At 38.7% G+C, this 25,635-nt stretch carries 21 protein-coding genes; 18 read left to right on the forward strand and 3 right to left on the reverse strand.

What is annotated here, in order from left to right:
• The first annotated feature begins 162 nt into the window (after positions 1–162).
• The 8 genes from LJC66_RS08380 (at position 163) to LJC66_RS08415 (ending at position 10,999) form a co-directional block, all read left to right on the forward strand.
• Entirely contained in the window at positions 163–2,949 is a 2,787-nt protein-coding gene (locus LJC66_RS08380) for a sigma-54-dependent transcriptional regulator (protein WP_195694874.1), read from the forward strand.
• Positions 2,950–3,203: 254 nt separating this feature from the next.
• Positions 3,204–3,644: a mannose/fructose/sorbose PTS transporter subunit IIA gene (locus LJC66_RS08385; RefSeq protein ID WP_014460796.1), complete on the forward strand. Its 441-nt coding sequence runs from the start codon at positions 3,204–3,206 to the stop codon at positions 3,642–3,644.
• The gene (locus LJC66_RS08390; RefSeq protein WP_013056296.1) at positions 3,641–4,135 is read left to right on the forward strand and encodes a PTS sugar transporter subunit IIB; all 495 of its coding nucleotides are present in this window, start codon (positions 3,641–3,643) and stop codon (positions 4,133–4,135) included. Before LJC66_RS08385 ends, LJC66_RS08390 begins: the two co-directional genes overlap by 4 nt.
• A 12-nt stretch (positions 4,136–4,147) precedes the next feature.
• Positions 4,148–4,957: a PTS mannose/fructose/sorbose transporter subunit IIC gene (locus tag LJC66_RS08395; RefSeq protein ID WP_028408130.1), complete on the forward strand. Its 810-nt coding sequence runs from the start codon at positions 4,148–4,150 to the stop codon at positions 4,955–4,957.
• A gap of 26 nt (positions 4,958–4,983) precedes the next feature.
• The gene (locus tag LJC66_RS08400; RefSeq protein WP_013056298.1) at positions 4,984–5,811 is read left to right on the forward strand and encodes a mannose/fructose/sorbose PTS transporter subunit IID; all 828 of its coding nucleotides are present in this window, start codon (positions 4,984–4,986) and stop codon (positions 5,809–5,811) included.
• Positions 5,812–5,897: 86 nt separating this feature from the next.
• Positions 5,898–9,476: a glycoside hydrolase family 32 protein gene (locus tag LJC66_RS08405; RefSeq protein ID WP_230932290.1), complete on the forward strand. Its 3,579-nt coding sequence runs from the start codon at positions 5,898–5,900 to the stop codon at positions 9,474–9,476.
• 243 nt (positions 9,477–9,719) lie between these two features.
• Entirely contained in the window at positions 9,720–10,466 is a 747-nt protein-coding gene (gene map / locus LJC66_RS08410) for a type I methionyl aminopeptidase (RefSeq protein ID WP_013056309.1), read from the forward strand.
• 224 nt (positions 10,467–10,690) lie between these two features.
• Positions 10,691–10,999: a DUF5634 family protein gene (locus LJC66_RS08415; protein ID WP_230932291.1), complete on the forward strand. Its 309-nt coding sequence runs from the start codon at positions 10,691–10,693 to the stop codon at positions 10,997–10,999.
• Between the two features lie 857 nt (positions 11,000–11,856).
• Here the strand turns inward: LJC66_RS08415 and LJC66_RS08420 are convergent.
• Positions 11,857–12,330: a YbaK/EbsC family protein gene (locus LJC66_RS08420; RefSeq protein ID WP_230932292.1), complete on the reverse strand. Its 474-nt coding sequence runs from the start codon at positions 12,328–12,330 to the stop codon at positions 11,857–11,859.
• A 315-nt stretch (positions 12,331–12,645) separates the two neighbouring features.
• Here LJC66_RS08420 and LJC66_RS08425 point away from each other — a divergent pair, with 315 nt between their 5' ends.
• The 8 genes from LJC66_RS08425 (at position 12,646) to LJC66_RS08460 (ending at position 20,334) form a co-directional block, all read left to right on the forward strand.
• Positions 12,646–12,837, forward strand: coding sequence for a hypothetical protein (locus LJC66_RS08425; protein ID WP_195697138.1), 192 nt, complete (start codon positions 12,646–12,648; stop codon positions 12,835–12,837).
• 37 nt (positions 12,838–12,874) lie between these two features.
• Positions 12,875–13,699, forward strand: a complete 825-nt coding sequence (locus LJC66_RS08430) for an aldo/keto reductase (RefSeq protein ID WP_230932293.1) — start codon at positions 12,875–12,877, stop codon at positions 13,697–13,699.
• A gap of 357 nt (positions 13,700–14,056) precedes the next feature.
• Positions 14,057–15,568: a histidine ammonia-lyase gene (gene hutH, locus LJC66_RS08435; protein ID WP_230932808.1), complete on the forward strand. Its 1,512-nt coding sequence runs from the start codon at positions 14,057–14,059 to the stop codon at positions 15,566–15,568.
• A 50-nt stretch (positions 15,569–15,618) separates the two neighbouring features.
• Positions 15,619–17,280 (forward strand): urocanate hydratase, encoded by a 1,662-nt coding sequence (hutU, locus tag LJC66_RS08440; protein ID WP_230932294.1) that lies wholly within the window; start codon positions 15,619–15,621, stop codon positions 17,278–17,280.
• Positions 17,281–17,296: 16 nt separating this feature from the next.
• The gene (gene hutI / locus LJC66_RS08445; protein ID WP_230932295.1) at positions 17,297–18,586 is read left to right on the forward strand and encodes an imidazolonepropionase; all 1,290 of its coding nucleotides are present in this window, start codon (positions 17,297–17,299) and stop codon (positions 18,584–18,586) included.
• Positions 18,561–19,544, forward strand: a complete 984-nt coding sequence (locus LJC66_RS08450) for an agmatinase family protein (RefSeq protein WP_230932296.1) — start codon at positions 18,561–18,563, stop codon at positions 19,542–19,544. The genes hutI and LJC66_RS08450 overlap by 26 nt, the downstream gene beginning before the upstream one ends.
• A 190-nt stretch (positions 19,545–19,734) precedes the next feature.
• Positions 19,735–20,166 carry a MarR family winged helix-turn-helix transcriptional regulator gene (locus LJC66_RS08455; protein WP_230932297.1) on the forward strand — a complete coding sequence of 144 codons (432 nt, stop codon included), beginning with the start codon at positions 19,735–19,737 and terminating at the stop codon, positions 20,164–20,166.
• A 3-nt stretch (positions 20,167–20,169) separates the two neighbouring features.
• Entirely contained in the window at positions 20,170–20,334 is a 165-nt protein-coding gene (locus LJC66_RS08460) for a hypothetical protein (protein ID WP_230932298.1), read from the forward strand.
• An 85-nt stretch (positions 20,335–20,419) separates the two neighbouring features.
• Here the strand turns inward: LJC66_RS08460 and LJC66_RS08465 are convergent, their stop codons facing one another.
• Together LJC66_RS08465 and LJC66_RS08470 are read right to left on the reverse strand one after the other, a co-directional pair.
• Positions 20,420–21,358, reverse strand: a complete 939-nt coding sequence (locus tag LJC66_RS08465) for a nucleoside hydrolase (protein WP_230932299.1) — start codon at positions 21,356–21,358, stop codon at positions 20,420–20,422.
• Positions 21,359–21,397: 39 nt separating this feature from the next.
• Positions 21,398–22,468, reverse strand: a complete 1,071-nt coding sequence (locus LJC66_RS08470) for an isocitrate/isopropylmalate dehydrogenase family protein (protein ID WP_230932300.1) — start codon at positions 22,466–22,468, stop codon at positions 21,398–21,400.
• Positions 22,469–22,890: 422 nt separating this feature from the next.
• On the opposite strand from LJC66_RS08470, the gene LJC66_RS08475 reads away from it, so the two are divergent.
• Positions 22,891–24,312: a YfcC family protein gene (locus LJC66_RS08475; RefSeq protein ID WP_230932301.1), complete on the forward strand. Its 1,422-nt coding sequence runs from the start codon at positions 22,891–22,893 to the stop codon at positions 24,310–24,312.
• Positions 24,313–24,375: 63 nt separating this feature from the next.
• The gene (gene iadA / locus LJC66_RS08480; protein ID WP_230932302.1) at positions 24,376–25,548 is read left to right on the forward strand and encodes a beta-aspartyl-peptidase; all 1,173 of its coding nucleotides are present in this window, start codon (positions 24,376–24,378) and stop codon (positions 25,546–25,548) included.
• The last annotated feature ends 87 nt before the right edge of the window (positions 25,549–25,635 follow it).

Consider the following 25,635-nt stretch of genomic DNA (forward strand, 5'->3'; position numbering starts at 1 on the left):
TGACTAACTTAATATATTTACATATAATGGTTTGAAACGTTTTCATAGATTAGTATGACATGAGGGTACTTGTAGATGAAATAGCTTGTAGTAGCAGGGAATGATCATTTCTTTGAAAGAGAAAATTCCAATCGTTAACTGAAAATAAAGAAGGTGCTTCTAATGAAACGAATTGATAAGGTATACAATCAGCTGCTGAGTAATTTTCAAGAGTTTACAGAAGTGGAACTTTTACATAAACAAGGAAGCTCAGCGATTGAAATTGCTGAACAGTTAGATTTAGAGAGATCTAATGTAAGTCTTGAACTTAACAAACTTGTCCGCATGCAAAAAGTAATCAAAATTAAAATGTTCCCCGTTCGCTACGTTCCGCTAGAGGTTGTTGAAACCATTTGTCGTCAAAAGTGGGATACGAATAAGATGGAAGTAGAAAAGCTAGAGCAGCTATCTAATGGGGGAAAAGAAGAAGATCTTCCTGCTAATCCTTTTGAATTAATGATTGGAGCTACCGGAAGTTTGAAAAAATCGATTTCTCAAGCAAAAGCTGCTGTTCTTTACCCGCCTAATGGATTACATATGCTGCTATTAGGTCCCACGGGATCGGGAAAATCTCTTTTTGCAAAACGAATCTATCAATTTGCCTTATATTCAGAGAGGCTAAAAACAGATGCCCCGTTCATTACCTTTAACTGCGCTGATTATTACCATAATCCTCAATTACTTCTTTCTCAGTTATTTGGTCATAAGCAAGGGAGTTTCACCGGAGCAACTGAAAGTAAAGTAGGTTTAGTAGAACAAGCAAATGAAGGTATTCTCTTTATGGATGAAGTACACCGGCTTCCTCCCGAAGGCCAAGAAATGCTTTTCTATCTCATTGATCAAGGTACGTATAACCGTCTAGGGGAAACAGATCATAAGCGAACGTCTAAGGTATTAATTATTTGTGCTACAACTGAAAATCCCGGTTCAGCCTTACTGCAAACTTTCTTAAGAAGAATTCCGATGACTATCCATATTCCCTCATTAGAAGAGAGGTCTTTAAAAGAAAAAATTCGCCTCACCACGTTTCTTTTAGAACAAGAGGCTAAACGAATTAATAAAAAGCTAAGTGTCCACATTGATGTATTAAATGCTTTAATCCACACTGAAAAATTCGGGAATGTAGGGCAGTTAAAGTCGAATGTGCAGCTCGTTTGCGCACACGGATTTTTAAATAACCTTGATAGTAAACATATGGTGGAACTTACAGTGCGAGATCTGCCTGACGATATTAAACGAGATTGGATTTCAAATAGTAAAAATATGGAGCGCAGCAAAAAAATTTCTGAATATGTAAACCTTAAAACGATTATCTTCCCGGCTATGGAGAGCCAAGAAATAAAAATGGAGGAAGACTTATCATTTAATTTATATCAGTTAATAGAAGAAAAAGTAGATGTTTTAACAAAAGAAGGTTTATCTCAAGAAGACATCAATCAGTATATTCTTACCGACATTCATTTGAATGTTCGAAGCTTTTTTAATCAAAAAAATGGCCAGAGCTCTAATTTAATGAAGTTTGTGGAAGACGATGTGATTCAGCTTACAAAAGAATTAAAACAGTTGGCTGAAAAAGAATTGAACTGTAAATTTGATCGCAGGTTTATTCATTTTTTAAGTATGCATATGGAATCCTTTTTAAAGCGAAAAAAACAAGTAGACGTATTAAATACAAAGGAGATAGATGAAATTCGCGAAACATATCCAAAAGAATATGCGGTAGCCCTGCTTTTTAAAAATCGAATTGAAAAGTGGTTTAACATCAGCGTGCCAGAAATAGAAGTTATTTATCTCACAATGGTTATTCAATCAATTCGAACGTTAGAAGAAAATAAACGAGTAGGAATTGTAGTTGCTGCACATGGAAACAGCACGGCCACTTCTATGGTAGAAGTGGCTACGGAGCTTTTAGGAAGCACTCCTATTATAGCTATTGATGTGCCTTTGACGGTATCTCCGGTCGAAATTGTAGACAGGTTAATACAGGGAATTAAGAAAGTAGATGAAGGAGAAGGCGTATTAATGCTTGTGGACATGGGCTCGCTTGCCATGTTAGAAAGCAAGTTGGAACAAAAAACAGGGACTAAGATTAAAACAATCAGCAACGTGACGACGTCTATGGTGTTAGACACCGTTAGAAAAGTAAATTATTTAGACTTAAATTTATATGCCATATTTGATTCGGTGCAAAAAGACTTTATGGAATTTATAGATAAGCAGCAGCATGTGTTTGGAAAAAAGAAAGCCCTTGTTTCTATTTGTACAACAGGAAGCGGTACAGCAAAACAATTAGAAAAAATCTTAACGATTATTTCACGCAAAGTATCTCAAGAGCCTATTAAAATTCTAACCGTTTCTTCTATTAAATTAGCAGCAAACATTCGGGAAATTCAAAAAGAATATGAAATTGTCGCAACAGCAGGTACCAAAAACCCTAAGATTGATGCGCCTCATGTATCATTAGAAGTCCTCATTGAAGGGCAGGGAGAGCGAATACTTCAACAGGCAATTACAAAAGAAACCATACGCTATGATGACGAGAAAACCGAAGCGAATATCGTGGTGCGCGAACTTTGCGAAGAAAACTTGCGAAAGTACCTTCTATTTATTAACCCGTACCTCATAAGTGAGATTCTGTTAGAGTGGTTAAGTCATGTACAAGATGAGTTAGAAATGGAATTAAGCAACACTGTTATGATTCGAATTGTGATGCATACAGCCTTTGCTTTAGAAAGAATGATAAAAAACGAACCTCTTGCTTTTCCAGAGGATGAAGAAATCACTCATCAGTTAGAAAAGATTTATCAAAAAACGGAAAAAACATTACAAGCCGTCGAAAAAAAGCTGAAACTTACCTTAACAAGAGATGAAAAATTATTTATTGCCACCATTTTTGCGGATGAAATGTAAAAATCATATTATAATTCTGAGAAACTAGTTTGATTTATATGCCACTAGTTTCTTTTTTTATCCCACTTTTTAAATAACAGAAAAACCTGTATTAAAACGCATGACGTTTTGATACAGGTTTGTTTATTTTAAGAAACCTGTATCAACAACACAGAAAAAGGTATTGAAAAACAAATGAAAGCGCTTAATACTCTTTGTTGGCACGATACTTGCAATAAATAAGTGTAGAACGTAAAAGAGAGGAGCAAGTGTACATGATTTCAGTCATTATTAGTGGACACGGTGATTTCGCGCCAGCGTTGGAGGGGTCTTCCAAAATGATATTTGGTGAAGAGAATCACGTAGTAGCTGTACCTTTTTTAAAAGGAGAGGGTATCCAAACCCTTGAAGAAAAATATAAGCAGGCATTAGAGGAAATGCCCTTAGAAAATGAAGTGCTTTTTCTAGTCGATATTTTCGGAGGTACACCCTACAATGCGGCTACTCCATATATCCTTAAAAATAAAACAGCGGATATGGTATCTGGAGTTAACTTGCCTATGCTATTAGAAGTGTTAGCCATGCGAGAACACGTTACATTAAAAGAGATGCTAGGAAGATTAAAGCAAGTGAATGAAGAAAGTTTTCAAGTGTGCAGTGAACATCTGGAGAAAATCCAGCAAGCAAACCAAATCGGAGAGGATGGATTATTATGAAAATCGTTTTAGCAAGAATTGATGACCGCTTTATTCACGGGCAGGTATTAACAAGATGGATCAAAACAAATGCAGCAGATCGAATTATCATTGTTTCAGATGAGGTGGCAGCGGATGAAATGAGAAAAACGCTTATTCTTTCTGTAGCTCCTTCGAATGTAAAAGCAAGTGCTGTCTCGATTTCTAAAATGACAAAAGCCTTTCACAGCCCGCGTTATCAGGATACAACAGCCATGCTGCTGTTTGAAAACCCCGCAGACATTGTCGCTCTTGTTCAAGCGGGCGTACCTATTGAGACAGTAAACGTAGGCGGCATGCGTTTTGCTAATGACCGAAAACAAATCACTAAATCTGTAAGCGTTACCGAAAAAGATATCGATGCTTTTGAGAAACTGCAGGAACTAGGCGTAAAGCTTGAGCTGCGCCAATTACCTTCAGATTCTAGTGAAAATTTTATTCAACTACTGAGAAATGAAACAAAAATCAAATAAGGAGATGAGTTTATGTCTTCCATACAAATTATTTTATTATTAGTCATTGCAGCGGTAACTGGCATCGCAAGCGTGTTGGACGAAGGGCAATCCCATCGTCCTCTCATTGCCTGCACATTAGTAGGCTTGGTACTTGGAGATTTAAAAACCGGCATTATTTTAGGTGGAACACTGGAATTAATGGCTCTTGGATGGATGAATGTTGGATTGGCGATGGCACCTGATACGGCTATTGCTTCTGTTATTTCAACTATTTTAGTTATCACAGCTGGTCAGGGGATTGGTGAAGGCATTGCGGTAGCCATAGCTTTAGCAGCTGCAGGGCAAGTACTCACCATTTTTGTTCGTACCATCACAGTATTTTTAATTCATCGGGCTGACAAGTACGCGGAAGAAGGAAACTTTAAAGGAATTGAAATTATGCATATTACTGCTATGGGTTTTCAGGCTCTCCGCGTTATGATTCCAACTTTAATTGTGACATTAATCAGCGTAAGCGCCGTGCAAACTTTCCTCGGAAATATTCCGGAAGTTATTACAAAAGGCCTGCAAATTGGGGGAGGCATTATCGTGGTCGTAGGATATGCCATGGTTATCAATATGATGAACATTCCTCATTTAAAGCCCTTTTTCTATATCGGGTTCTTATTGGCGGCATTTACAGGGTTTAACCTAGTAGGATTTGGAGCGCTGGGTCTTTGTTTAGCACTTCTTTATCAACAAGTAATGCAGCAGCGAAATCAAATGCAGCCGGCAGGCGTTCCCGCAGCTACAGGGAGCGAACAAGTATATGATGATGACGATGATGATTTAGATGCCTAAACGGCGAACTTAGGGGAGGGATAGAGATGGAAAATGAAAAAAGATTAACGAAAAAAGATATCTTTAGCATGTTCATTCGTTCGAATTTTTTACTCGGTTCATTTAACTTTGAGCGTGTTCAAGCAATGGGCTATTGCTATGTCATGATTCCAGCAATCAAACGCTTATATGGACCGGGAGCTCAGCGAAATGCAGCATTAAAGCGTCATTTAGAATGGTTCAATACACACCCATGGATTTCTGCACCTATATTCGGCGTCACGGCAGCAATGGAAGAAGAAATGGCAAACAAAAAAGATTTTGATGAAAAAGCTATCAGCGGAATGAAAATTGGATTAATGGGCCCGCTTGCTGGTGTAGGAGACCCTATTTTCTGGGGAACGCTTCGACCAGTTCTCGCAGCCCTAGGCGCATCGCTTGCGTTAGGAGGGAATATTGCCGGGCCACTGCTGTTTTTCATCTTAATTAATGCAATTCGATTAAGTACAAAATATTATGGATTAAAATATGGCTACTTAAAAGGAACAGAAATTTTAAAAGATTTAGTAGGCAATCGAATTCAAAAACTGACGGAAGGTGCGTCCATTTTAGGACTCTTTGTAATGGGAGCATTGGTTTCGAAATGGACCACTATTAATATACCAGTGGTTGTTTCTAGGATCAAAGATGATTCTGGTAAAGTTGTCGTTAAAACCGTTCAAGACGTACTCGATAGTATTTTACCAGGACTGCTACCTTTAGCACTAACTCTATTAGTAGCATGGATGCTTCGAAAGGGTACAAATCCGCTGCTTATTATTTTCGGTATTTTCTTAATTGGTATAGGGGGTTATTGGATAGGCTTTTTAGGGTGATAAATAAGAGGAGTCATCTATTCTTCTAGCATCTGCTGGTGAAAATGTTTTACATAACCAGTATGCAAATAAAGGAGGACAGGAAGATGAAAAGAACCGTTAAAAAGTTATTGATGATTGGAGTCGCTTGTTCCATAAGCTTGTTTTCTGCATACCCTGTATTAGCTGATAATACAGGGTATTATCAAGAAAAATACCGGAATCAATTTCATTTTTCTCCAGAAGCGAACTGGATGAACGATCCAAATGGAATGGTCTATTATAACGGAGAGTATCACCTTTTTTATCAGTATTATCCTTACGGTACCACTTGGGGACCTATGCACTGGGGGCATGCAGTTAGTACAGATTTAGTGAAATGGAAACACCTGCCGATTGCTCTTTCTCCAGACGAGAACGGAGAGATTTTTTCAGGAAGTGCCGTTATCGATTGGAATAATACCGCAGGGTTTGGAAAAGAAGCAATGGTAGCTATCTTTACACACTCGGGGAGCAAAGGACAAGTGCAAAGTCTAGCATACAGCAAGGACAGCGGAAGAACGTGGACCAAATATGAAGGAAATCCTGTTATGCCAAATCCCCCAGTTCCTGACTGGCGCGATCCAAAAGTGTTTTGGCACGAGCAAACCAAGCAGTGGGTGATGTCTTTAGCTGCTAAAGATAAAATCATGTTTTATACATCACCTGACTTAAAAAAGTGGGAATACGCAAGTGAGTTTGGACCTGATGGAGGGATTCAAGCAAACGGTCAAAGCGGTGCCTATTCATATACTTTGTCTGAACAAAAAGGTCAATCCTTTACTCTAGAGGGAGAAATTACGCTTGTAGAAAAGAATGGACGCGAAGGTGCAGGAGGCCTTGTTTTTCGTTCTAATAAAGATGCAACAAACGCATATACCGTCAATTTAGATGCTGAAAAGAACCTCTTAACACTTAACAAAGTAGAGAAAGGAAGCGTAACGACTGTTGTTTCAAAGCCAATGAGGCTTGATACGTCACAAGCGTATCGTGTGAAAGTAGAAGCAAACAGTCATCACTTTAAGATACTGCTAAATGGGAAACAGGTTTTAGAAGGCAGTGATGCATCTTTTGAAAACGGTCAGTTTGGACTAACAGCATGGAATTCCACAGCTGTCTTTCGTCATGTTAAATTTACGAATCAATCTAATTTCATAACCAATCTATCTAACTGGAAACCTGTTACGGGAACGTGGAATGATACTACTGATGGAAAAATCGGTAAATCTGACAGCGACGGATATATTATGAGTGAAGAACAGGGAGATCAGTTTATTTACGAGTCAAATATGACATTTTTAGATGAAAACCATGGTTCAGGTGCACTACTTTTTCGAGCAGACGCGGAAGCCAAAAACGGATATATAGCTAGCGTCGATGCTTCTAAGGATACAATCAAACTAGTAAAGCTTCAAAATGGCATTTCAACTGTCCTTGCCGAAACAAATGAAAAAATTGATACGAGCAAATCACATCAAGTAAAAGTAACTGCATCGGGAAATGAACTTGACTTGCATATAGACGATAACTTCACCCTTACTGCAAAAGATGAAACTTTTTCAAAAGGATTGTTTGGACTACACGTTAATCAATCTTCAGTCCGGTTTCAAGACGTTAACATGACCAAGTTTATTGATACAGATGAAAAAGAAATTAAAAATAAAAGTTTTGAAACAGGAGATCTCACCGGCTGGAAAACGATAAAGGGAAATGCATTCACAAACGATCATGTAACGGATGCAACCGCAAATTGGAGCGGTCCTTTTGAACAAAAAGGAAAGTATCATTTATGGGGTTTTTCTGATAAGCAAGATGGAGATAATGCCACTGGAGAATTACATTCGTCTTATTTTAAATTGAGCGGATCAGGTGAAATCAATTTGTTAATGGGAGGCGGAAACGACCCCACAAACCGCTATGTAGCCTTAGTCCGGGCATCTGACGACAAAGAATTGATTCGTCAAGCGAATACAAAGTTTGCAGATGAAAAGTATCAGCGCTACGTATGGGATGCTTCTAAGTATATAGGAGAAGTACTGTACATTAAAGCCGTTGATCAAGCTGTAGGCGGATGGGGGCATATTAATCTAGATGATGTGAATGTATTTAATACAGAAAAAATGCCGGATAAAGTAGACAGTGTAGCAAAAGAACCAGAGGAAGCTAAACAAAGAGAAGGCGGAGAGCTTTCAGATTGGAATACTGTGTCAGGAGAATGGGTGAAATCCACTCATGGAAGCAACGGAGGGATTTGGGAGTGTCCTACTTTACTCGAACTGCCGGTTGATGGAGACAGCACAAAGAAAAAATGGGTGCTGCAGGTCAGCATCAATGATGGAGCGGCAGCTGGAGGTTCAGGTATGCAGTACTTTGTTGGTGATTTTGACGGAAAAACATTTAAAAATGAAAACCCGCCAGAGGAAGTGCTTTGGACAGATTATGGTGCCGACTTTTATGCCGCTGTAGATTGGAGCGGAGTTGAAGGAGATAACGGAGAAAAGTATTGGCTAGGCTGGATGAGCAACTGGCAATATGCCAACAATACCCCAACTACTACTTGGAGAAGCTCTATGTCAATTCCAAGAAAAATAGAACTCACCAACACAGCAAAAGGACTTCGTTTAAAACAAATACCTGTTTCAATTGATTCAATTCGCAATAAGCAAGAAAAAAAGGTGTTAAAAAATCTGATGGTCGTTGAAAATAAAAATCTTCTTTCAGGCATACAGGAAAACAAATATGAAATTATGGCAGAATTCGATGTTTCAAATACAGATGCACAAGAGTTTGGTTTTCAAATTCAAAAAGAAGGCAGTGAAAATACAAAAGTCAGCTATAACGTAAACCAGCAGCGATTATTTGTTGACCGAACAAACTCTGGAAGTTTTGATTTTGGTGGAAATGTGAAAGGCAAACACTCTGCTTCCATGCTTCCAAAAGATGGAAAGGTTAAGCTTCATATATTTGTAGACCAGTCATCTGTAGAAGTATTTGGTAATGACGGCACGGAAGTAATAACAGACCAGCTCTTTCCAACGCTTTCAAGTAATAAAATAAAGCTTTATAGCAAAGGAGGCGCTGTAAAATTAAATTCTCTTAAGATGTATCCGTTAAAATCTATTTGGAATAAAAGTCCTGTTGATACAAACTTATCTGGATGGAAGAATATTAGCGGACTATGGGCCGATACGATTAACGGGAAACAAGGACGAAGCAAAGAAGATTCCTTTACCTTATCATCAAAAGAAGCAAAAAATTTCACATATGAGGCAAAGATAAAGGTGTTAAAGGAGGCTGTTTCAAATTCTACAGGAGCAGGAGCGCTAGTATTCCGTTCGGATGAACAGGCAAATAACGCTTACGCTGCGAATGTAGATATGCTTAATAATCAAGTGAAACTCATTGCGTTTAGAGATGGAATAGGAAAGGATCTCATGATTTACGACGATGGGGGAAAGCTGGATTTAAAACCAAATACAGATTACCATCTAAAAGTAAGGGCTGAAGGAGAGCACATTCAAGTTTATCTCGAAGGCAAGCTGGTAATCGATACAATGGATCCTACCTTTTCAGAAGGTTATGCTGGGCTGAATGTGTGGAATTCTACTAGTTTGTTTAATGAAGTGAAATTTGAAATAGTGAAATAAAGGATTGTGAGAGCTGCCGCTTACTAAGGCAGCTTTTATATAACATAAAAAAGTATGCTGCGGTGAAGTAGCATGCTTTTTTGAATTTCATAGGTTAATGAAGAGGATTTTTACATATGATAAATATCTTACTAATCTAATTAATCATACATTTTAGTTCTTAAAAGGTCTTTTGAAAAATCCTCATAAAAATATGATAAAATCGGATAGGATATATATTTCGAGGAAGGAAAGTGTTTTTTTATGATTATTGGTAACGAACAAGATTTAGAAAGTTTACGCAAAATTGGGCGCATCGTTGCACTTGCGCGCGAAGAGATGAAAAACCAAGCAAAAGCAGGCATGACAACAAAAGAACTTGATATGATCGGTAAAAAAATATTGGATGAACATGGTGCTATTTCTGCACCTGAAAAAGAATATAATTTCCCAGGGGTAACGTGCATTAGTGTAAACGAAGAAGTGGCTCACGGTATTCCGGGAGACCGAGTATTAAAAGATGGCGATTTAGTCAATGTGGATGTATCTGCCGTACTTGACGGCTATTATTCAGATACGGGTATTTCATTTGTTATTGGGCAAGACGAAGAAAAAGAAAAGCTGTGCCAGGCTGCAGTAGATGCATTTTGGGCAGCTATGAAAAAAGTAAAAGCTGGTTCAAAACAAAACCAAATTGGTCGTGCTGTTTCTAACTTTGCACACCAAAACGGATACGCGGTTATTGAAAACTTAACGGGTCATGGTGTTGGCCGCAGCTTGCATGACGCTCCTAACCACATTTTAAACTATTATGATCCAATGGATAAAGCACTTTTGAAAAAAGGTCTTGTTATTGCTGTAGAACCGTTTATCTCTATGAAAGCTGATCATATCATTGAACGTGGAGACGACGGCTGGACGTTTGTTACACCTGATAATAGTCTTGTAGCACAATGTGAACATACGATTGTTGTAACAAACGGTGAACCGATTATTTTAACTGAACTATAATCAAGTTCCGCACATCTTCTTATTTCTATAGATTCCATTAATTAATAAAAAGCTACTTCACTTAGCAATGTTTTTTCATTGTGTTACAGTGAGGTGGCTTTTTTATTATTATGTAATGAATTTCATATTGAGTCGCTTTGTTTATACAACGCTTGAAAGATAGTGTAATTGAATATGCTCAAGGGAATGCTAAGTATAAATCAAAATGAAAAGGGGTACGAAATATGGAATATGTAGGAAGAGAAGCGATTGTAAGTGAACTGACTCATCATATGGATGACATTTTAAACAAATATAACCTTCAAGGCGTTTCTGTATATGAAGAAGAAGGAGAAGGGAATCACTATTATCTTGGCTACACAGTAAAAAAGAATGATCAGGTGTTTATGGTTAACAAACCTTATATAAAAGATAAAGACGGGAAACTAGCAGTAGAAAAGAAAGAATGGACCGTTCAAGGCAACGAAGAAGAAACAAATGGATATGCTTCACTTGAAGATGCATTTCAACAAATTGATCAAATGATACATTAAATAAATTTGACCAATTTCACTGCGGATGCTTTTCTTTACCTGCGTGAGGATGAGCAGAAGAGGCACTGATAGCTGGCGCGCTTCTTTCGCTTATAGGATCTAAATTTTCTTTGCTATAAAGTCTAAAAAATTGTTTTTTAAGGTTTTACTATATAAATACGGGGTACATATATAGTACAGCAGCTATCATGCAAATGGTTGTTGTGGAAGGTTAAATACTTAGCGTTTGAAGGGACTGATTAGTTTTGAAAGGCTTAACAGCGACTTCAGCAAATGTATTACCGCAGATTGAAAGCAGATATTCGTATCTGACACAAGGCACTTTGGTTATGAACCGATATACGTAACGAAAGGGCCTGCCTAGGCAAACAAAGGAAAGACTGAATCAACGAGAAGAAGCCTGCATCTAAACATGCAGGCTTCTTCTTTTTTTACAGATGAAAATAAGACGATGAGTGAGTACATAACGGGTATAAATTAAAAAGATTCACATTCAGTCCATTTTCCGTGCACGTTTTTCTTGAAAAAAGGTCATAAGTTGAAGATACTGTATATAACTATGTAAAAGAATTTTTGAAGAAAAAATAGTAAATCTGCTTGAGGTGAAAATGATGAGAAAAGCAAATAAAAGTGAATTTCTGTGGAATACGTTAGACGGCTGGCTTTTTATCCCTAGGAACATTCCTTTACTATTTCTTTTTGTATTTCTCTTAGGGGTTTCTTACCTAGGTTGGGTTAAGCTGTTTCATAAATTCGTTTAGATACACCAATGAGCTGAAACAAAAAACTGTTTCAGCTTGTTGGCGTGCTGATTTATTTATTTATTTTATGTATAGCTGTACCGTAATTTATCTAAATTATTCATTCCATCCTTTGCATACATCAACCCACTTTAAGCATTTCGAAAATTCTTCTAGTTCGGGTATTGTTAATTCGATTGCACTATTTCCACTTCCACAGGCAGGGAAAACGGTGACAAAACGTTTCAGAGATTCATCTAGATACACGTGAACACCTTCATTAACGGCAAACGGGCATACTCCGCCTACAGCATGACCAATCAGCGTTTCTACTTCACTTGCTCCAAGCATTTTTGCTTTGGTTTCGAACTCTTCTTTGTATTTTCGGTTATCAATTTTCGCATCTCCTGCTGCCACAATCAATAGAACAGTTCCTTCGGCGTTAAAAGAAAGACTTTTTGCGATCCGTTTCGGCTCGCATTTTAAAGCTTGCGCTGCTAGTTCTACAGTAGCACTGGACTCATCCATTTCGATAATTCGATTCTCCATACCGTATTGTTTAAAATATGCTTTTACTTTTTCAATCGCCATTTTTTATATCCATTCCTTTCGTTAACTCTTGCAAATATGTATGGTTGCCTTACAGAGAATGTGCAGTTGTTCTTTACAGTGAAAAAATCTTATTATTTTAATATACAGAAATTATACACAACTTTGAAGTTAAAAGCACATATTCGTTTTAATTAAAAAAGTTACGTAGGTAAAGTATTTTTAACTGATTAAAGCAGGAGTACGGAACCATTTGACGAATGTAACTATGTCGGCTGCGAAAACATAGGCATTAGAACGAAAGATAAATGATGAAATTGAAAAGGCGCAAACGTTCTAGTGAAATGAGGAGAAGTAATGCCAAATTTACACACCGTCGTCAGTTTTTTTAGCAGTACATGTATGGCAACGATGAGTATGATTTATTTATTTTCCCTTGTGCCGCGCGCATGGTCTTTTAAATTTCGATTTGGAGCCATGATTATAGGAATCCCAGTCGGCATTATAATAGGACAGGTTGCTATGCTGATCGGCTGGCACCATCATTAAAACTTTGAATTTTTTAACAAAAAAGGAGACGTGTAAAATGAATATTGTTACATTAAACAATGGTTTGAAAATGCCTCAGCTTGGGTTTGGCGTATGGCAAGTAGAAGATAACCAGGCAGCAGCTGCAGTGTCAAAAGCAATTGAGGTTGGATATACCTCTATTGACACAGCCATGATTTATAAAAATGAAGAAGGAGTAGGTCAAGCGATTAAAGAATCTTCTGTTCCTCGAGAACAGCTGTTTATTACAACAAAAGTCTGGAACAGCGACCAAGGCTATGAAAATGCATTACGTGCGTTTGATGAAAGCTTAGAACGATTAGGACTTGAGTATGTCGATTTATATTTAATTCACTGGCCTACGCCTCAATATGATGAGTACGTGGAGACGTATAAAGCATTAGAAAAGCTTTACCACGATGGAAAAGTAAAAGCAATTGGCGTCTGCAATTTTGAAATTGAGCATTTAGAGCGCTTGTTAAACGAATGTGATATAACGCCTGTTTTAAACCAAATTGAGTGCCATCCGTATCTTGCTCAAAATGAATTAAAAGAGTTTTGCGCCAAACATAATATTTTTGTGGAAGCATGGAGTCCTCTTGATCAAGGAGGAGAAGTGTTACAAGACGAGGTCATTCAAAAAATTGCTGAAGTACATAGCAAAACTCCGGCTCAAGTTGTATTGCGCTGGCACTTACAAAACAACACAATTGTCATCCCTAAATCAGTTACACCGTCTAGAATAGAAGAAAACTTTAACGTGTTTGATTTTGAACTCACTGCCGATGATATGGCAGAGATTAATGGGTTAAACAGCAATCGCCGCAAAGGTCCGCACCCAAGTGACATGAACGTCCGATAACGTTTGAAAAATAAAATTGTGCAGCCGTGAATCATCGCTGCTATAAGAAATAACGATTTTATTTCAGATTATTTAAAATTTTCTTAAATAATAATTGACAAATGTTTAATTCAGCGTAATACTTAGTGTAGGTACCCTAGTTGCTTTAAGTTGTACAGCTTAAAGTGTATAGTGATTTAGTCATTTAGCGATTGTATGTATAAGTGAAATACTGATTATTAATAATAAAAGCCCATAGTGTAAGTAGGTTAGTTTATAGGGGGCTATATCAAAAGGAGCTTGTTTCCTCTTTGATATAGCCCCTTTTTGTGTTCAAAAAGAAAAGTCAGTCTACAGTTTAACAAGGGAGCGGGTATGATGTTTATTCAAATTGATGGAAATTCACTGACGTTCGACCAAATTTACAAAGTTATTTACCAAGGATACTCCGTGAAAATTAGCGATCACGCAGTTGAACATATACAAAAAAGCAGAATGTTAGTTGAAGAGAGTATTACGAACAACAACGTAATTTACGGAGTAAATACTGGATTTGGAAAGTTTAGCGATACGGTTATTTCAAAAACGGACTTAGCTGATCTGCAGATTAACTTGATTCGCAGTCATGCCTGCGGACTAGGAGAACCATTTTCTTTAGAGGTAAGCAGAGTGATGCTGCTGTTACGAGCAAATGCATTGGCTAAAGGGTATTCAGGCATTCGACTGAAAACCTTGCAGCTGCTTATCGATTGCTTAAACCAAAATGTAGTGCCGGTTATCCCAAGTCAAGGTTCACTTGGAGCCAGCGGTGACTTAGCTCCATTATCACATCTAGCGCTGCTGGTAGTTGGAGAAGGAGAAGCTGTATATAATGGTCAGCGAATGCAGGGAGAAGAAGCTTTAAAGCTAGCGGGGCTTAAACCTATCCAATTACAAGCGAAAGAAGGGCTAGCTTTAATCAACGGCACTCAGGCAATGACAGCTGTAGGAGTAGTTTCGTACCTTGAAGCTCAAAAGCTAGCAGATCTTGCTGACGGGATTGCAGCACTGACGTTAGAAGGTCTGCAAGGCATTTTAGATGCATTCATGCCCGAGTCTCATGGAGTAAGACCTTATCCGGAACAGCAGCAGGTAGCTGCCCGCATTCTTTCATATTTAGAAGGCAGTCAATTAACTACTTCTCAAGGTCAAATAAGAGTGCAAGATGCTTATTCACTACGCTGCATTCCTCAAGTTCATGGTGCTATTTATCAAGTTTTAAATTATGTAAAAGAAAAGCTGTTAATTGAAATTAATTCAGCAACCGATAACCCGCTCATCTTTGCAGACAGCGGCAAAGTAATTTCTGGAGGGAACTTTCACGGGCAGCCTATTGCGTTTGCTATGGATTTTCTAGGAATTGCAATGGCGGAGCTTGGGAATATTTCTGAACGGCGCATTGAACGAATAGTAAACCCTCAGCTTAGCGGGCTGCCGGCATTTTTAAGTGCAGATCCTGGTTTAGAATCTGGGCTCATGATTACTCAATACGCTGCTGCTTCATTAGTTTCTGAAAATAAAGTATTAGCGCATCCATCAAGTGTCGATTCTATCCCATCTTCAGCGAATCAAGAAGATCATGTCAGCATGGGAACGACTGCTGCACGTCATGCTTATCAAATTATCCAAAATACACGAAGAGTTCTATCAATTGAAGCAATTTGTGCGTCTCAAGCAGCCGATATGCAAGGAGTGGATAAACTTGCTTCGGAAACAAGAAAAATTTATTCAAGAATTAGAAAAACCGTACCAACCATTACTAAAGACCGAATTTTCTCACGTGATATTGAAGCGTTAGCAGCTGATTTCAAAACCTTTGTGCAAGATACTAATTATGAACTAGCGCTGTAATAAAAATGTTTGTTTAACAGTTTTTCATTTTTATAGAGGAGGAAAACGAAATGGAGACAAAACAAAGTGGAATAAAAGCACCTCGTGGAACAGAACTAACGACAAAAGGCTGGGTACAAGAAGCTGCTCTTCGTATGCTTCTAAACAATTTAGATTCCGAAGTAGCGGAGCATCCGGAAAAGTTAGTCGTATACGGAGGAATCGGAAAAGCAGCCCGTAACTGGGAGGCGTTCGAACGTATGGTCGCAGCGTTAAAAGAGTTAGAAGAAGATGAAACGCTTCTCATACAGTCCGGTAAGCCTGTTGCGGTTTTTAAAACCCACAGTGATGCACCGCGTATTTTATTAGCGAATTCGAATCTTGTTCCTGCTTTTGCAAATTGGGAGACGTTCCATGAGCTTGATAAAAAAGGGTTAATGATGTACGGACAAATGACTGCAGGAAGCTGGATTTATATCGGAAGCCAAGGCATTGTTCAAGGAACGTATGAAACATTTGCTGAGTGTGCCAACCAGCATTTTAACGGAACTTTGAAAGGAACGATTACGGTAACAGCTGGATTAGGAGGAATGGGAGGTGCACAGCCACTAGCCGTTACGATGGTAGGCGGCGTTGTAATTGGAATTGATGTTGATCGCACGCGTATTGAAAAACGTATCGAAACAAAATATTGCGATACGGTAGTCGAAAGTGTAGCGGATGCAATCACGTTAGCTGAAGATGCAAAAAGGTTGGGCAAAGCGCTTTCCATTGGATTAGTTGGAAATGCAGCCGAGATTCTTCCTGAAATGATAGAGCGAGGATTTATCCCAGATATTGTGACGGATCAAACATCGGCACATGATCCGCTTAACGGATATTTGCCGATTGGAGTCAGCTTAGCAGAAGGAGAAAGATTGCGGAATACAAATTCAAATGAATATATAAAACAATCAAAAGCAAGTATGGCTATCCACGTTCAAGCCATGTTAGAGATGCAAAGAAAAGGCGCGGTTGCTTTTGACTATGGCAATAATATTCGCCAAGTGGCGCTTGATGAAGGCATCACGAATGCATTTGATTTCCCGGGATTTGTCCCAGCGTATATCCGTCCGCAGTTCTGTGAAGGAAAAGGACCGTTTCGATGGGTCGCTTTGTCAGGAAACCCAGAGGATATTTATAAAACAGATGAAGTCATTTTACGTGAGTTTTCGGATAATACGCATCTTTGCAACTGGATTAAAATGGCGAGAGAAAAAATTGAGTTTCAAGGATTGCCGGCGCGTATTTGCTGGCTAGGCTACGGAGAAAGAGCGCGCTTTGGAAAAATTATTAATGATATGGTAGCAAACGGAGAACTGTCAGCGCCTATCGTTATTGGCAGAGATCATCTAGATGCCGGTTCTGTGGCGTCGCCAAACCGTGAAACTGAAGCAATGAAAGACGGCAGTGATGCAGTAGCAGACTGGCCGATTTTAAATGCATTAGTCAATACGGCAGCAGGCGCAAGCTGGGTATCTGTTCACCACGGAGGAGGAGTAGGCATGGGGTATTCTCTTCACGCTGGAATGGTTGTAGTAGCAGACGGGACGGAAGAAGCCGCCAAACGTCTAGAACGTGTTTTAACAACAGACCCAGGCATGGGTGTAGTTCGTCATGTAGACGCCGGCTATGATAAGGCCATTCAAACTGCAAAAGAAAAAGGAATACAAATTCCGGCGTTAAATGAATAAAAAAGGAGGGGTACGTATGACTATTACGTATATCAAATGCGCTGCACAAGTCATTACGGTTAAAGGAGGAAGTCAGCCTAGACGCTCGGAGGAAATGTCAGATCTAGGAATCATTGGAAATGGCAGCGTACTCGTGAAAAATGGAAGAATTGTATTTGTTGGGCCTGACGTCAAAGCGCAGGAATACCTTGAGCATATCCATGAACCTATTAATATAATTGATGCCAAAGGAAAAATCGTAACGCCTGGGTTGATTGATCCCCACACTCACCTTGTGTTTGGCGGCAGTCGTGAAAAAGAATTAGAAATGCGCTTAAACGGGGCAAAGTATATTGATATTTTAAAAGCGGGAGGAGGAATTTTACAAACAACCGTTAGTACACGACAAGCAACGGAAGAGGAGCTGAGCAAGCAATCTACAAAACGTTTAAATAAATTTCTGCAGTACGGAGTTACAACTGTCGAAGCCAAAAGCGGGTACGGTTTAAATCTTAAAGATGAAATCAAACAATTAAAAGTAGCGAAGAAACTGAATGAACAGCATCCGGTAGATGTTGTTTCAACCTTTATGGGAGCTCATGCGGTGCCAGTTGAGTACAAAGGAAATGAAGATGAGTTTGTTCGTTTCGTTATCGAAGAAATGATACCAATCGTTGCAAAAGAAGAGCTAGCGGAGTTTTGTGATGTATTTTGTGAAGAAGGCGTGTTTACAGTTGAACAGTCAGAGCATATTTTACAAGCTGGAAAAGCATACGGACTAAAACCTAAAATCCACGCCGATGAAATTGTGTCTTTTGGCGGGGCAGAATTAGCGGCTAAAGTGGGAGCTGTGTCAGCGGATCATTTGTTAAAGGCATCAGATCAAGGAATTAAGCAAATGGCTGAAAGCGGAGTTATAGCCGTTCTATTGCCGGGTACTGCATTCTTTTTAATGGAAGAGCCGGCGCGTGCTAGAAAAATGATCGAAGCAGGAGTGCCTGTTGCTTTGTCTACAGATCGAAACCCCGGGTCTTCTCCTACGGAATCGCTGCCGTTTATTATGAATTTAGCTTGTTTAACGATGAAGATGACGCCAGCAGAAGTTTTAACCGCCTGTACGATTAACGCGGCTCATGCCATTTGCAAAGGGGATCAAATCGGAAGTATTGAAGTAGGTAAAAAAGCCGATTTAGTGCTATTTGACGCTCCCAATTACCAAACGCTGCAGTATAACTATGCCGTAAATCTTGTAGACACGGTATTAAAAGATGGAAAAGTTGTGGTTGAAGGCGGTGTTTTACATGAACTATCCGTACCCACAGCTTGATCGACCGCCTTTTTGCTGGCAGCGTCAAAGTACTTCTGATCCCAAAGTAAGTGATTGGATTCAGACAGTTGAAGATGGGAGCAACGTCGACTTTACATCGATAGATATTACGGTCTTGGGCGTGCCTCTTTCAAGATCTTCCATTAGCGCTTCTGGAGCCAGTGAGACGCCAATAGCCATGAGGAAGCTCTGGAAATCCTTTAACCCGTATCATATTGAGTATGATACGGATTTGACTTCCTTGTCAGTGCTGGATTTAGGAGACGTCAAACAGCACGTCACGGATATTGGGAAGTCTCATCAGTATATAAAAGAAGCGATGATATCTATGCGGAAATGTCATCCGCATGCGCTGCCTATTATGCTTGGAGGAGATCATTCTATTACAGCTATGTTAGTAAAAGGGTGGAAAGAGTCATATCCCGAACAGAAAATAGGGATTTTACAGTTTGATACGCACTTTGACTTACGCAGCTTAGAAGATAACGGTCCTTCTAACGGAACCCCTATACGAAATTTAATCGAAAGCAACACGATTGATGCAGCTCATGTATGGAATATCGGACTTCACGGGTTTTATAATTCAAAATCGTTAAAGGAATATGCAGATAGCAAAGGCGTTCATTATGTAACGTTACTGCAAGCAAGAAAAGCAGGAATAAATCGTACCGTGAAAGAAGCATTAAAACAGCTGAGCAAAGAGGTAGATATGATCTATTTAACAATTGATATGGATGTGTTAGATATCGCTTACGCACCGGGAGTTCCAGCAGGAACGACAGGCGGAATGAGGACAGATGAGTTATTTGAAGCAGTATACACCGCCGGGAGTCATCCCCTTGTTCAAGCAATGGATATTGTATGCCTAGATCCGCTGCGTGATGTAGGAGAAATTACCGTGAAAGCAGGCGTACACGTGTTTTTGAATTTTTTAACAGGTGTTGCAAACAGAAAGTAAGGAAGTGTGCTTCCTTACTTTTTTATATGGCTATTTTTATAAGATTCATAAACGATTGTTGAGAGTGGGATAAAATAATTTTAGAAGTGTGTATAGGTTTTAGTAAATATATTTTTACTAAAATAAACGATTTTTATTTTTTTTATTCAAATTTAGTAATAATATATTTACTAAAGAAGATGGATATCTCATGAAGGAAAAACTGGCTAAGGAATATATCGCTTTAATACCGGTTTTATTTGAAAACTTCAAGAACTTAAACAAGAATGAAGTGAAATTAACACATTTACAAAATCACGTAGTTGAATTTATGTATATGAAAAAAAGAGATTTGAATATTAAGGAAATTAGTAATGGATTAGATATTGCCAAACAACAGTTAACGAATGTTATCAGTGAATTAGAAAATGAAGGATATTTAATCAAAATGCCTGATCCGCGGGATAAGCGTGCAGTTTTAGTCTCATTAACGTCTAAAGGAAAAAGTATTCAAGAGGAAAAATGGAGAGGGATTTATAGTAACTTTCATACAAATCTTGCGAAGTTAAATGTCGAAGAGCAAATAGACCTGCAGTTCGCTCTTCATAAATTAAATGTTTTATTAAAAAAGATGGAGGGATAAATCATGAATCAAAGAGAGCGAATTTCACTCATTAGTGTAGGCGTTATGGGCGGGATAGTAATGGGAGTAATTTATAAAGATATATCAAACTATTTAATTACAGGTATTATTATTGCTTCAATCATTACGGTAATGCTCAATCAAAAAGCGAAAAAAACAGCTAGATAGTATGAATAAAAGTAAGTCAGCACCAGCAAGTTGCGAACTCGACGTTCTGGTGCTGACTTTATAAAACCTATCTTCTAGATGAACATTACGAAGCCGAATATGTGTTAAGAGCCTCAATCATTAAATCCCAAAAACCATCTACATCAAGGGTTAAACCAAACTTCGCATTTGCTTTCCTTCCTGTAACTCCAAGTAAATCAACTGAAGTTGTTCCAGCGGTGTATTCTCCGCGTGTTTCTACTACGATATTAACTTTCTTTAGCGTAAATAGTTCTGGAGCTATGCAATAAGCAACGGTTAATACATCGTGAACAGGAGGACCATCAAAGCCAAACGTTTCTTTATAGGCAGATTTAAAAAATGCTAATAATTCACCCACCTTTTTTGCTACGTTATTATCAATGTTCATCACTTGGTTAATAACATTATCTGTTGCAACGGCTTGATGCGTAATATCTAACCCCATTACTACGAGTGGGATGCCGCTATCAAACACTTTTTTAGCCGCTTCTGGATCTGCCCAAATATTAAACTCAGCCGTTGGCGTCCAGTTCCCGAAGGTTCCGCCGCCCATAAGGATAATCTCTTCAATGTTTTCTTTCATTTCTGGAGCTTTTATTAAAGCTAAAGCAATGTTCGTTAAAGGACCGGTAGGCAAAAGCGTAACGGGATCTTCTGACTCTTTGACCATTCGTATAATAGTATCTACTCCGTGTTCTTCGCTCCAGCTGCGAGAGAGCGCTGGGAACTCAGGGCCGTCTAATCCTGAATCCCCGTGTATACTAGGCGCATTTTCACGTCTGCGCATCATTGGTTCGCTTGCTCCTTTTGAAACCATCACGTTATGTAACGATACTAAATCACACACTTTCAAAGCATTCATCGTCGTTTTTTCAATTTCTGCGTTTCCTGAAACAGTTGTAATCGCTAAAATATCTAATTCCGGTCGTGCGGCAGCCAAAATGATAGCAATAGCATCATCATGACCTGGATCACAGTCCATAATAATCTTTCTTTTTTTCATTATGATCACCTCTATAGAATGGATAAATTGCTGTTAATTTTACATGGATTTTATTTTTTCTAAAATAGCTTCTGTAAACTCCGACGTAGAGGCATGTCCGCCTAAATCTTTCGTTTTCACTTCAGCTTGGAGCGTTTGATAAAGTGCGTGTTCTACTGTAGCAGCCACTTCTGTAAGTTTGTGATCCGCATGTTTTTCAGCCAACCATTTCAGTAGCATGGCTGCTGAAGAAATAATACCGGTTGGGTTTGCTATGTTCAAACCTGCGATATCTGGCGCAGAACCATGAGCTGCTTGTGCCATAGCGATATGTTCATTTGCATTAAGAGAAGGGGCTAATCCTAAGCTTCCTACAAGCTCGCCGGCTAAATCTGAAAGAATATCACCGTACATGTTTTCTGTCACAATGACATCGAAATCGGCTGCACGACGTACGAGATGAGCAGCCATGGCATCGATATGGTAGTCGTCTACTTTTACTTCAGGGTATTGCTCAGCTACTTCTCGACAAACGTTTAGAAATAGTCCGGTACTTAATCTTAAAACATTTGCTTTATGTACGATTGTTACTTTTTTACGACGCTGCATAGCCAATGCAAAAGCTTCACGCGCAATTCTTTCTACGGCTTTTCGCGTAAATACGCCCGATGTCACCACAACGTCTTTTGTAATCTGCCATTCGCCGTGTCCAGAATACATATTACGATCGGCATAAAATCCTTCTGTATTTTCTCGGACGATCACTAAATCTGCTTCTTTCACGACGCTTTTAATGCCTGGCATTGTTTTAGCAGGGCGAATATTTGCGTAAAGATCTAAACTGTGACGAAGCTCTCCGCTAGGATTACGCTTTTCTTTGTGTTCAAGAGGGTAAGCCGCAGAATCGTGCGGGCCAAGTATCCATCCGTGCGTACGTTTTAAAGCATCTATCGTTACTTCTGGAAGAGGATCATTATATTGTTTAATTCCTTCCCATCCCATCGGCAGATGAATCCACTCCATTTTTACTCCTGCTTTGCAAGAAGCATTTTTAACTACCTTAACTGCGGCATCGACAATCTCCGGCCCGATGCCATCACCCCCCAATACCCCGATACGATAAACAGTCATTGTTTTGAACACCCTTTCATTATGCGCAATGCTTTTATAAATAGCTTGAAGGTTTATAGTATTAATCTACTTAAAGAAAAGACAATAATAAAATAGTATTTTTTTATGTTTATAGATTAAATTCTTTTATCTTTCTTTTTGCAGCTTTTTAAAAAAGAACTAGCTAATGCTTCGTGCTCCAGATTTTCTATCAACTAACATCTTAATTGGCGCTGTTAATTTTTTAAAAACACCCAATTAACCCCTAAAATACGATTTAATTATATCATAATTCAGAAAATTAAACGGTTCTACGTTGGCACGAAAATTGCTTGTACTGTATATGAGGAATACAAAAGAAAGGAGCAATATGTAGTCGCAGATAAGGAAGCTGCTTTTAAAGAACTTAAAGTTATTATTTCACAATGAAGGGGAGAAGAAGAATGAGTGAACCGCAAAAGGAAATGAGTTCATTAAATCAGGTACGGAAAAAAGAGAGGAAAATAAACGTTTTTGCTTTATTGTTAGGCTTTCTTGTGATTGCTACCATTTTAACGTATATCTTGCCAGCTGGAGAATATGCGCGTGTAGAAGTAGACGGGAGAACAACGGTAGACCCTCAATCGTTTAAATGGATTGATTCTACACCTGTTGGATTCTTTGATATGGTCAAAGCAATACATACAGGAATGGTAGAAGGAGCCGACATTATCTTTTTTGTATTAATTATCGGCGGTTTCTTTGGTGTACTAAGCGCTACGGGGACAGTAGATGTATTAATTACAACGATGGCTAAAAAACTTGCCACCCGAGAAAAATTATTAATTCCTGTTATGATGTTATTTTTTGCAGTAGGCGGTTCTTTAATGGGGATGGCGGAAGAAACGCTAGCCTATATTCCTCTTTTAATTCCCCTGGCACTTGCTCTTGGATTCGATGCATTAACAGGGACTGCTATTGTTTTAATTGGCGCATCGGCTGGTTTTACTACGGCAGTTATGAATCCATTTACAGTGGGTGTTGCACAAGGAGTAGCAGAGCTTCCTATGTTTTCTGGAATGGGCTTTCGACTCATCTTGTTTGTAGTTGTTTACGCTGTTTCAGTTTGGTTTGTCTACCGATATGCGATGAAAGTGAAAAAAAGTCCTTCTATTGGGACGTACGGAAAATACAGCATAACCAGCGCAAATAAACTTTTAAACTCGGATGCCAAGTTAACTAGAAAGCATAAATGGATTATGGCAGCATTTCTTGTTAACTATGTAATTCTTGCTTTTGGGGTTATTAAGTACAAATGGTACATTACTGAAATTGCCTCTTTATTTGTCATTTTGACAGTTGTAATTGGGATTATTGGAAGGCTCTCTGTTGAAAATACGGTTAAGTCGTTTACAAACGGGGCAGCAGCACTAGTTGGAGGAGCGCTTGTTATCGGAGTTTCTCGTGCTGTTCTTGTTGTTTTAAATGGAGGACATATTGTAGACCCTATGCTTCATCAAGTATCTGGAGCTATTCAGCATATTCCGGGATATTTAAGCGTCATCGGAATCTATAACTTCCAAGCGTTAATTCATCTTATTTTAGCATCTGGAACAGGTCATGCGATGCTGACGATGCCAATCATGACGCCTCTTGCAGATTTGCTTGATATTACAAGGCAAACAGCAGTATTATCTTTTTCTTTTGCAGATGGCATTGGAAATATTATCTTCCCGACGGCTGGAACATTAATGGCTGGTTTAGCGATTGCGGGAATTTCATGGACAAAGTGGGCCAAATGGGTGTTGCCGTTAGTCCTTATTCAATATGTGATTGGTTTAATTGCCGTTGTGATTGCTTATTTTATTAATTACGGACCATTTTAAGCATTAAAATTATATAGAAAAATGTTATTCGTAAGTTGAGCTTACTAGTAGGAGGAATAGAAGTTGTTAACCTTAATTAAAAACGCAGAAGTATATGCACCAGAGTATTTAGGAAAAAAAGACGTATTGCTTGCAGACAACAAAATCATCCTTATAGAAGATTGTATTGATCATGTAAATACGTCCATTCCTATTCATGTTGTAGACGCTGCTAATGATATTATAGCTCCTGGGTTTATTGATTCACATGTTCATATTATTGGCGGAGGAGGAGAAGGAGGATATAAAACACGCACGCCTGAACTAATGTTAACGGATGCAACGACTGCCGGTGTTACCACTATTGTAGGTGTACTTGGAACAGATGGTACAACAAGAAGAATGGAAAGTCTTCTTGCTAAAGCAAGAGGATTAGAAGAAGAAGGAATTAGCTGCTTCATTCACACAGGTTCCTATCAAATACCAGTAAAAACGTTAACTACCAGCATCGAAGAAGACCTTATTTTAATTGATAAAATTATCGGAGTAGGTGAAATTGCCATTTCTGATCACCGTTCCTCTGAACCGACATTTGAAGAACTGGGGAAGGTGGCTTCCGCTGCCCGCAATGGAGGGATTTTATCAGGGAAAGCTGGAATATTAGAAGTTCATGTAGGGGATGGAAAACGGAAATTATCTTTATTAAATCAAATCGCAGATGAAACAGACCTGCCAATTCGTCAGTTTCATCCTACACATATTAATCGAAATGAAGAACTGTTTAAAGAAGGGATTCAATTTGCAAAACGAGGCGGATATGTAGATTTTACGACCAGCACCATTCCCCATTTTTTAGAAGAAGGCGAAGTTAAGTGCAGCAAAGGGTTACGCATCATGCTTGAAGAAAAAGTTTCGATCTCGAGTATTACGTTTTCATCCGATGGACAAGCAAGCCTGCCGTTTTTTGATGATAACGGAGACTACAAAGGGCTTCAAGTTGGAAAAGTGTCTTCTTTATTTCAAGAAGTACGAGATGCAGTACTAGAAGAATCAGTGCCTTTAGAAATAGCTCTTCAAGTCATTACATCTAACCCGGCCAAAGTATTAAAACTATCCAACAAAGGGCATATTCAACCTGGAAAAGATGGAGATTTAGTCCTTTTAGATAAAGAGACACTAACAATTAAAACAGTTTTTGCTCAAGGTAAAGTAATGGTAAAAGACGGTGTCCCTGTTGTGAAAGGAACGTTTGAATAACAGGTTTTAGACATCATTTAACGAAAGTATCGCGGAAAGGATACGAGCTAATTAGAGAAAGCTATTAAAATGTGCGTGGAAAGGATC

It is taken from the genome of Priestia sp. TSO9 (assembly GCF_021029645.1).
GTDB lineage: Bacteria > Bacillota > Bacilli > Bacillales > Bacillaceae_H > Priestia > Priestia megaterium_E.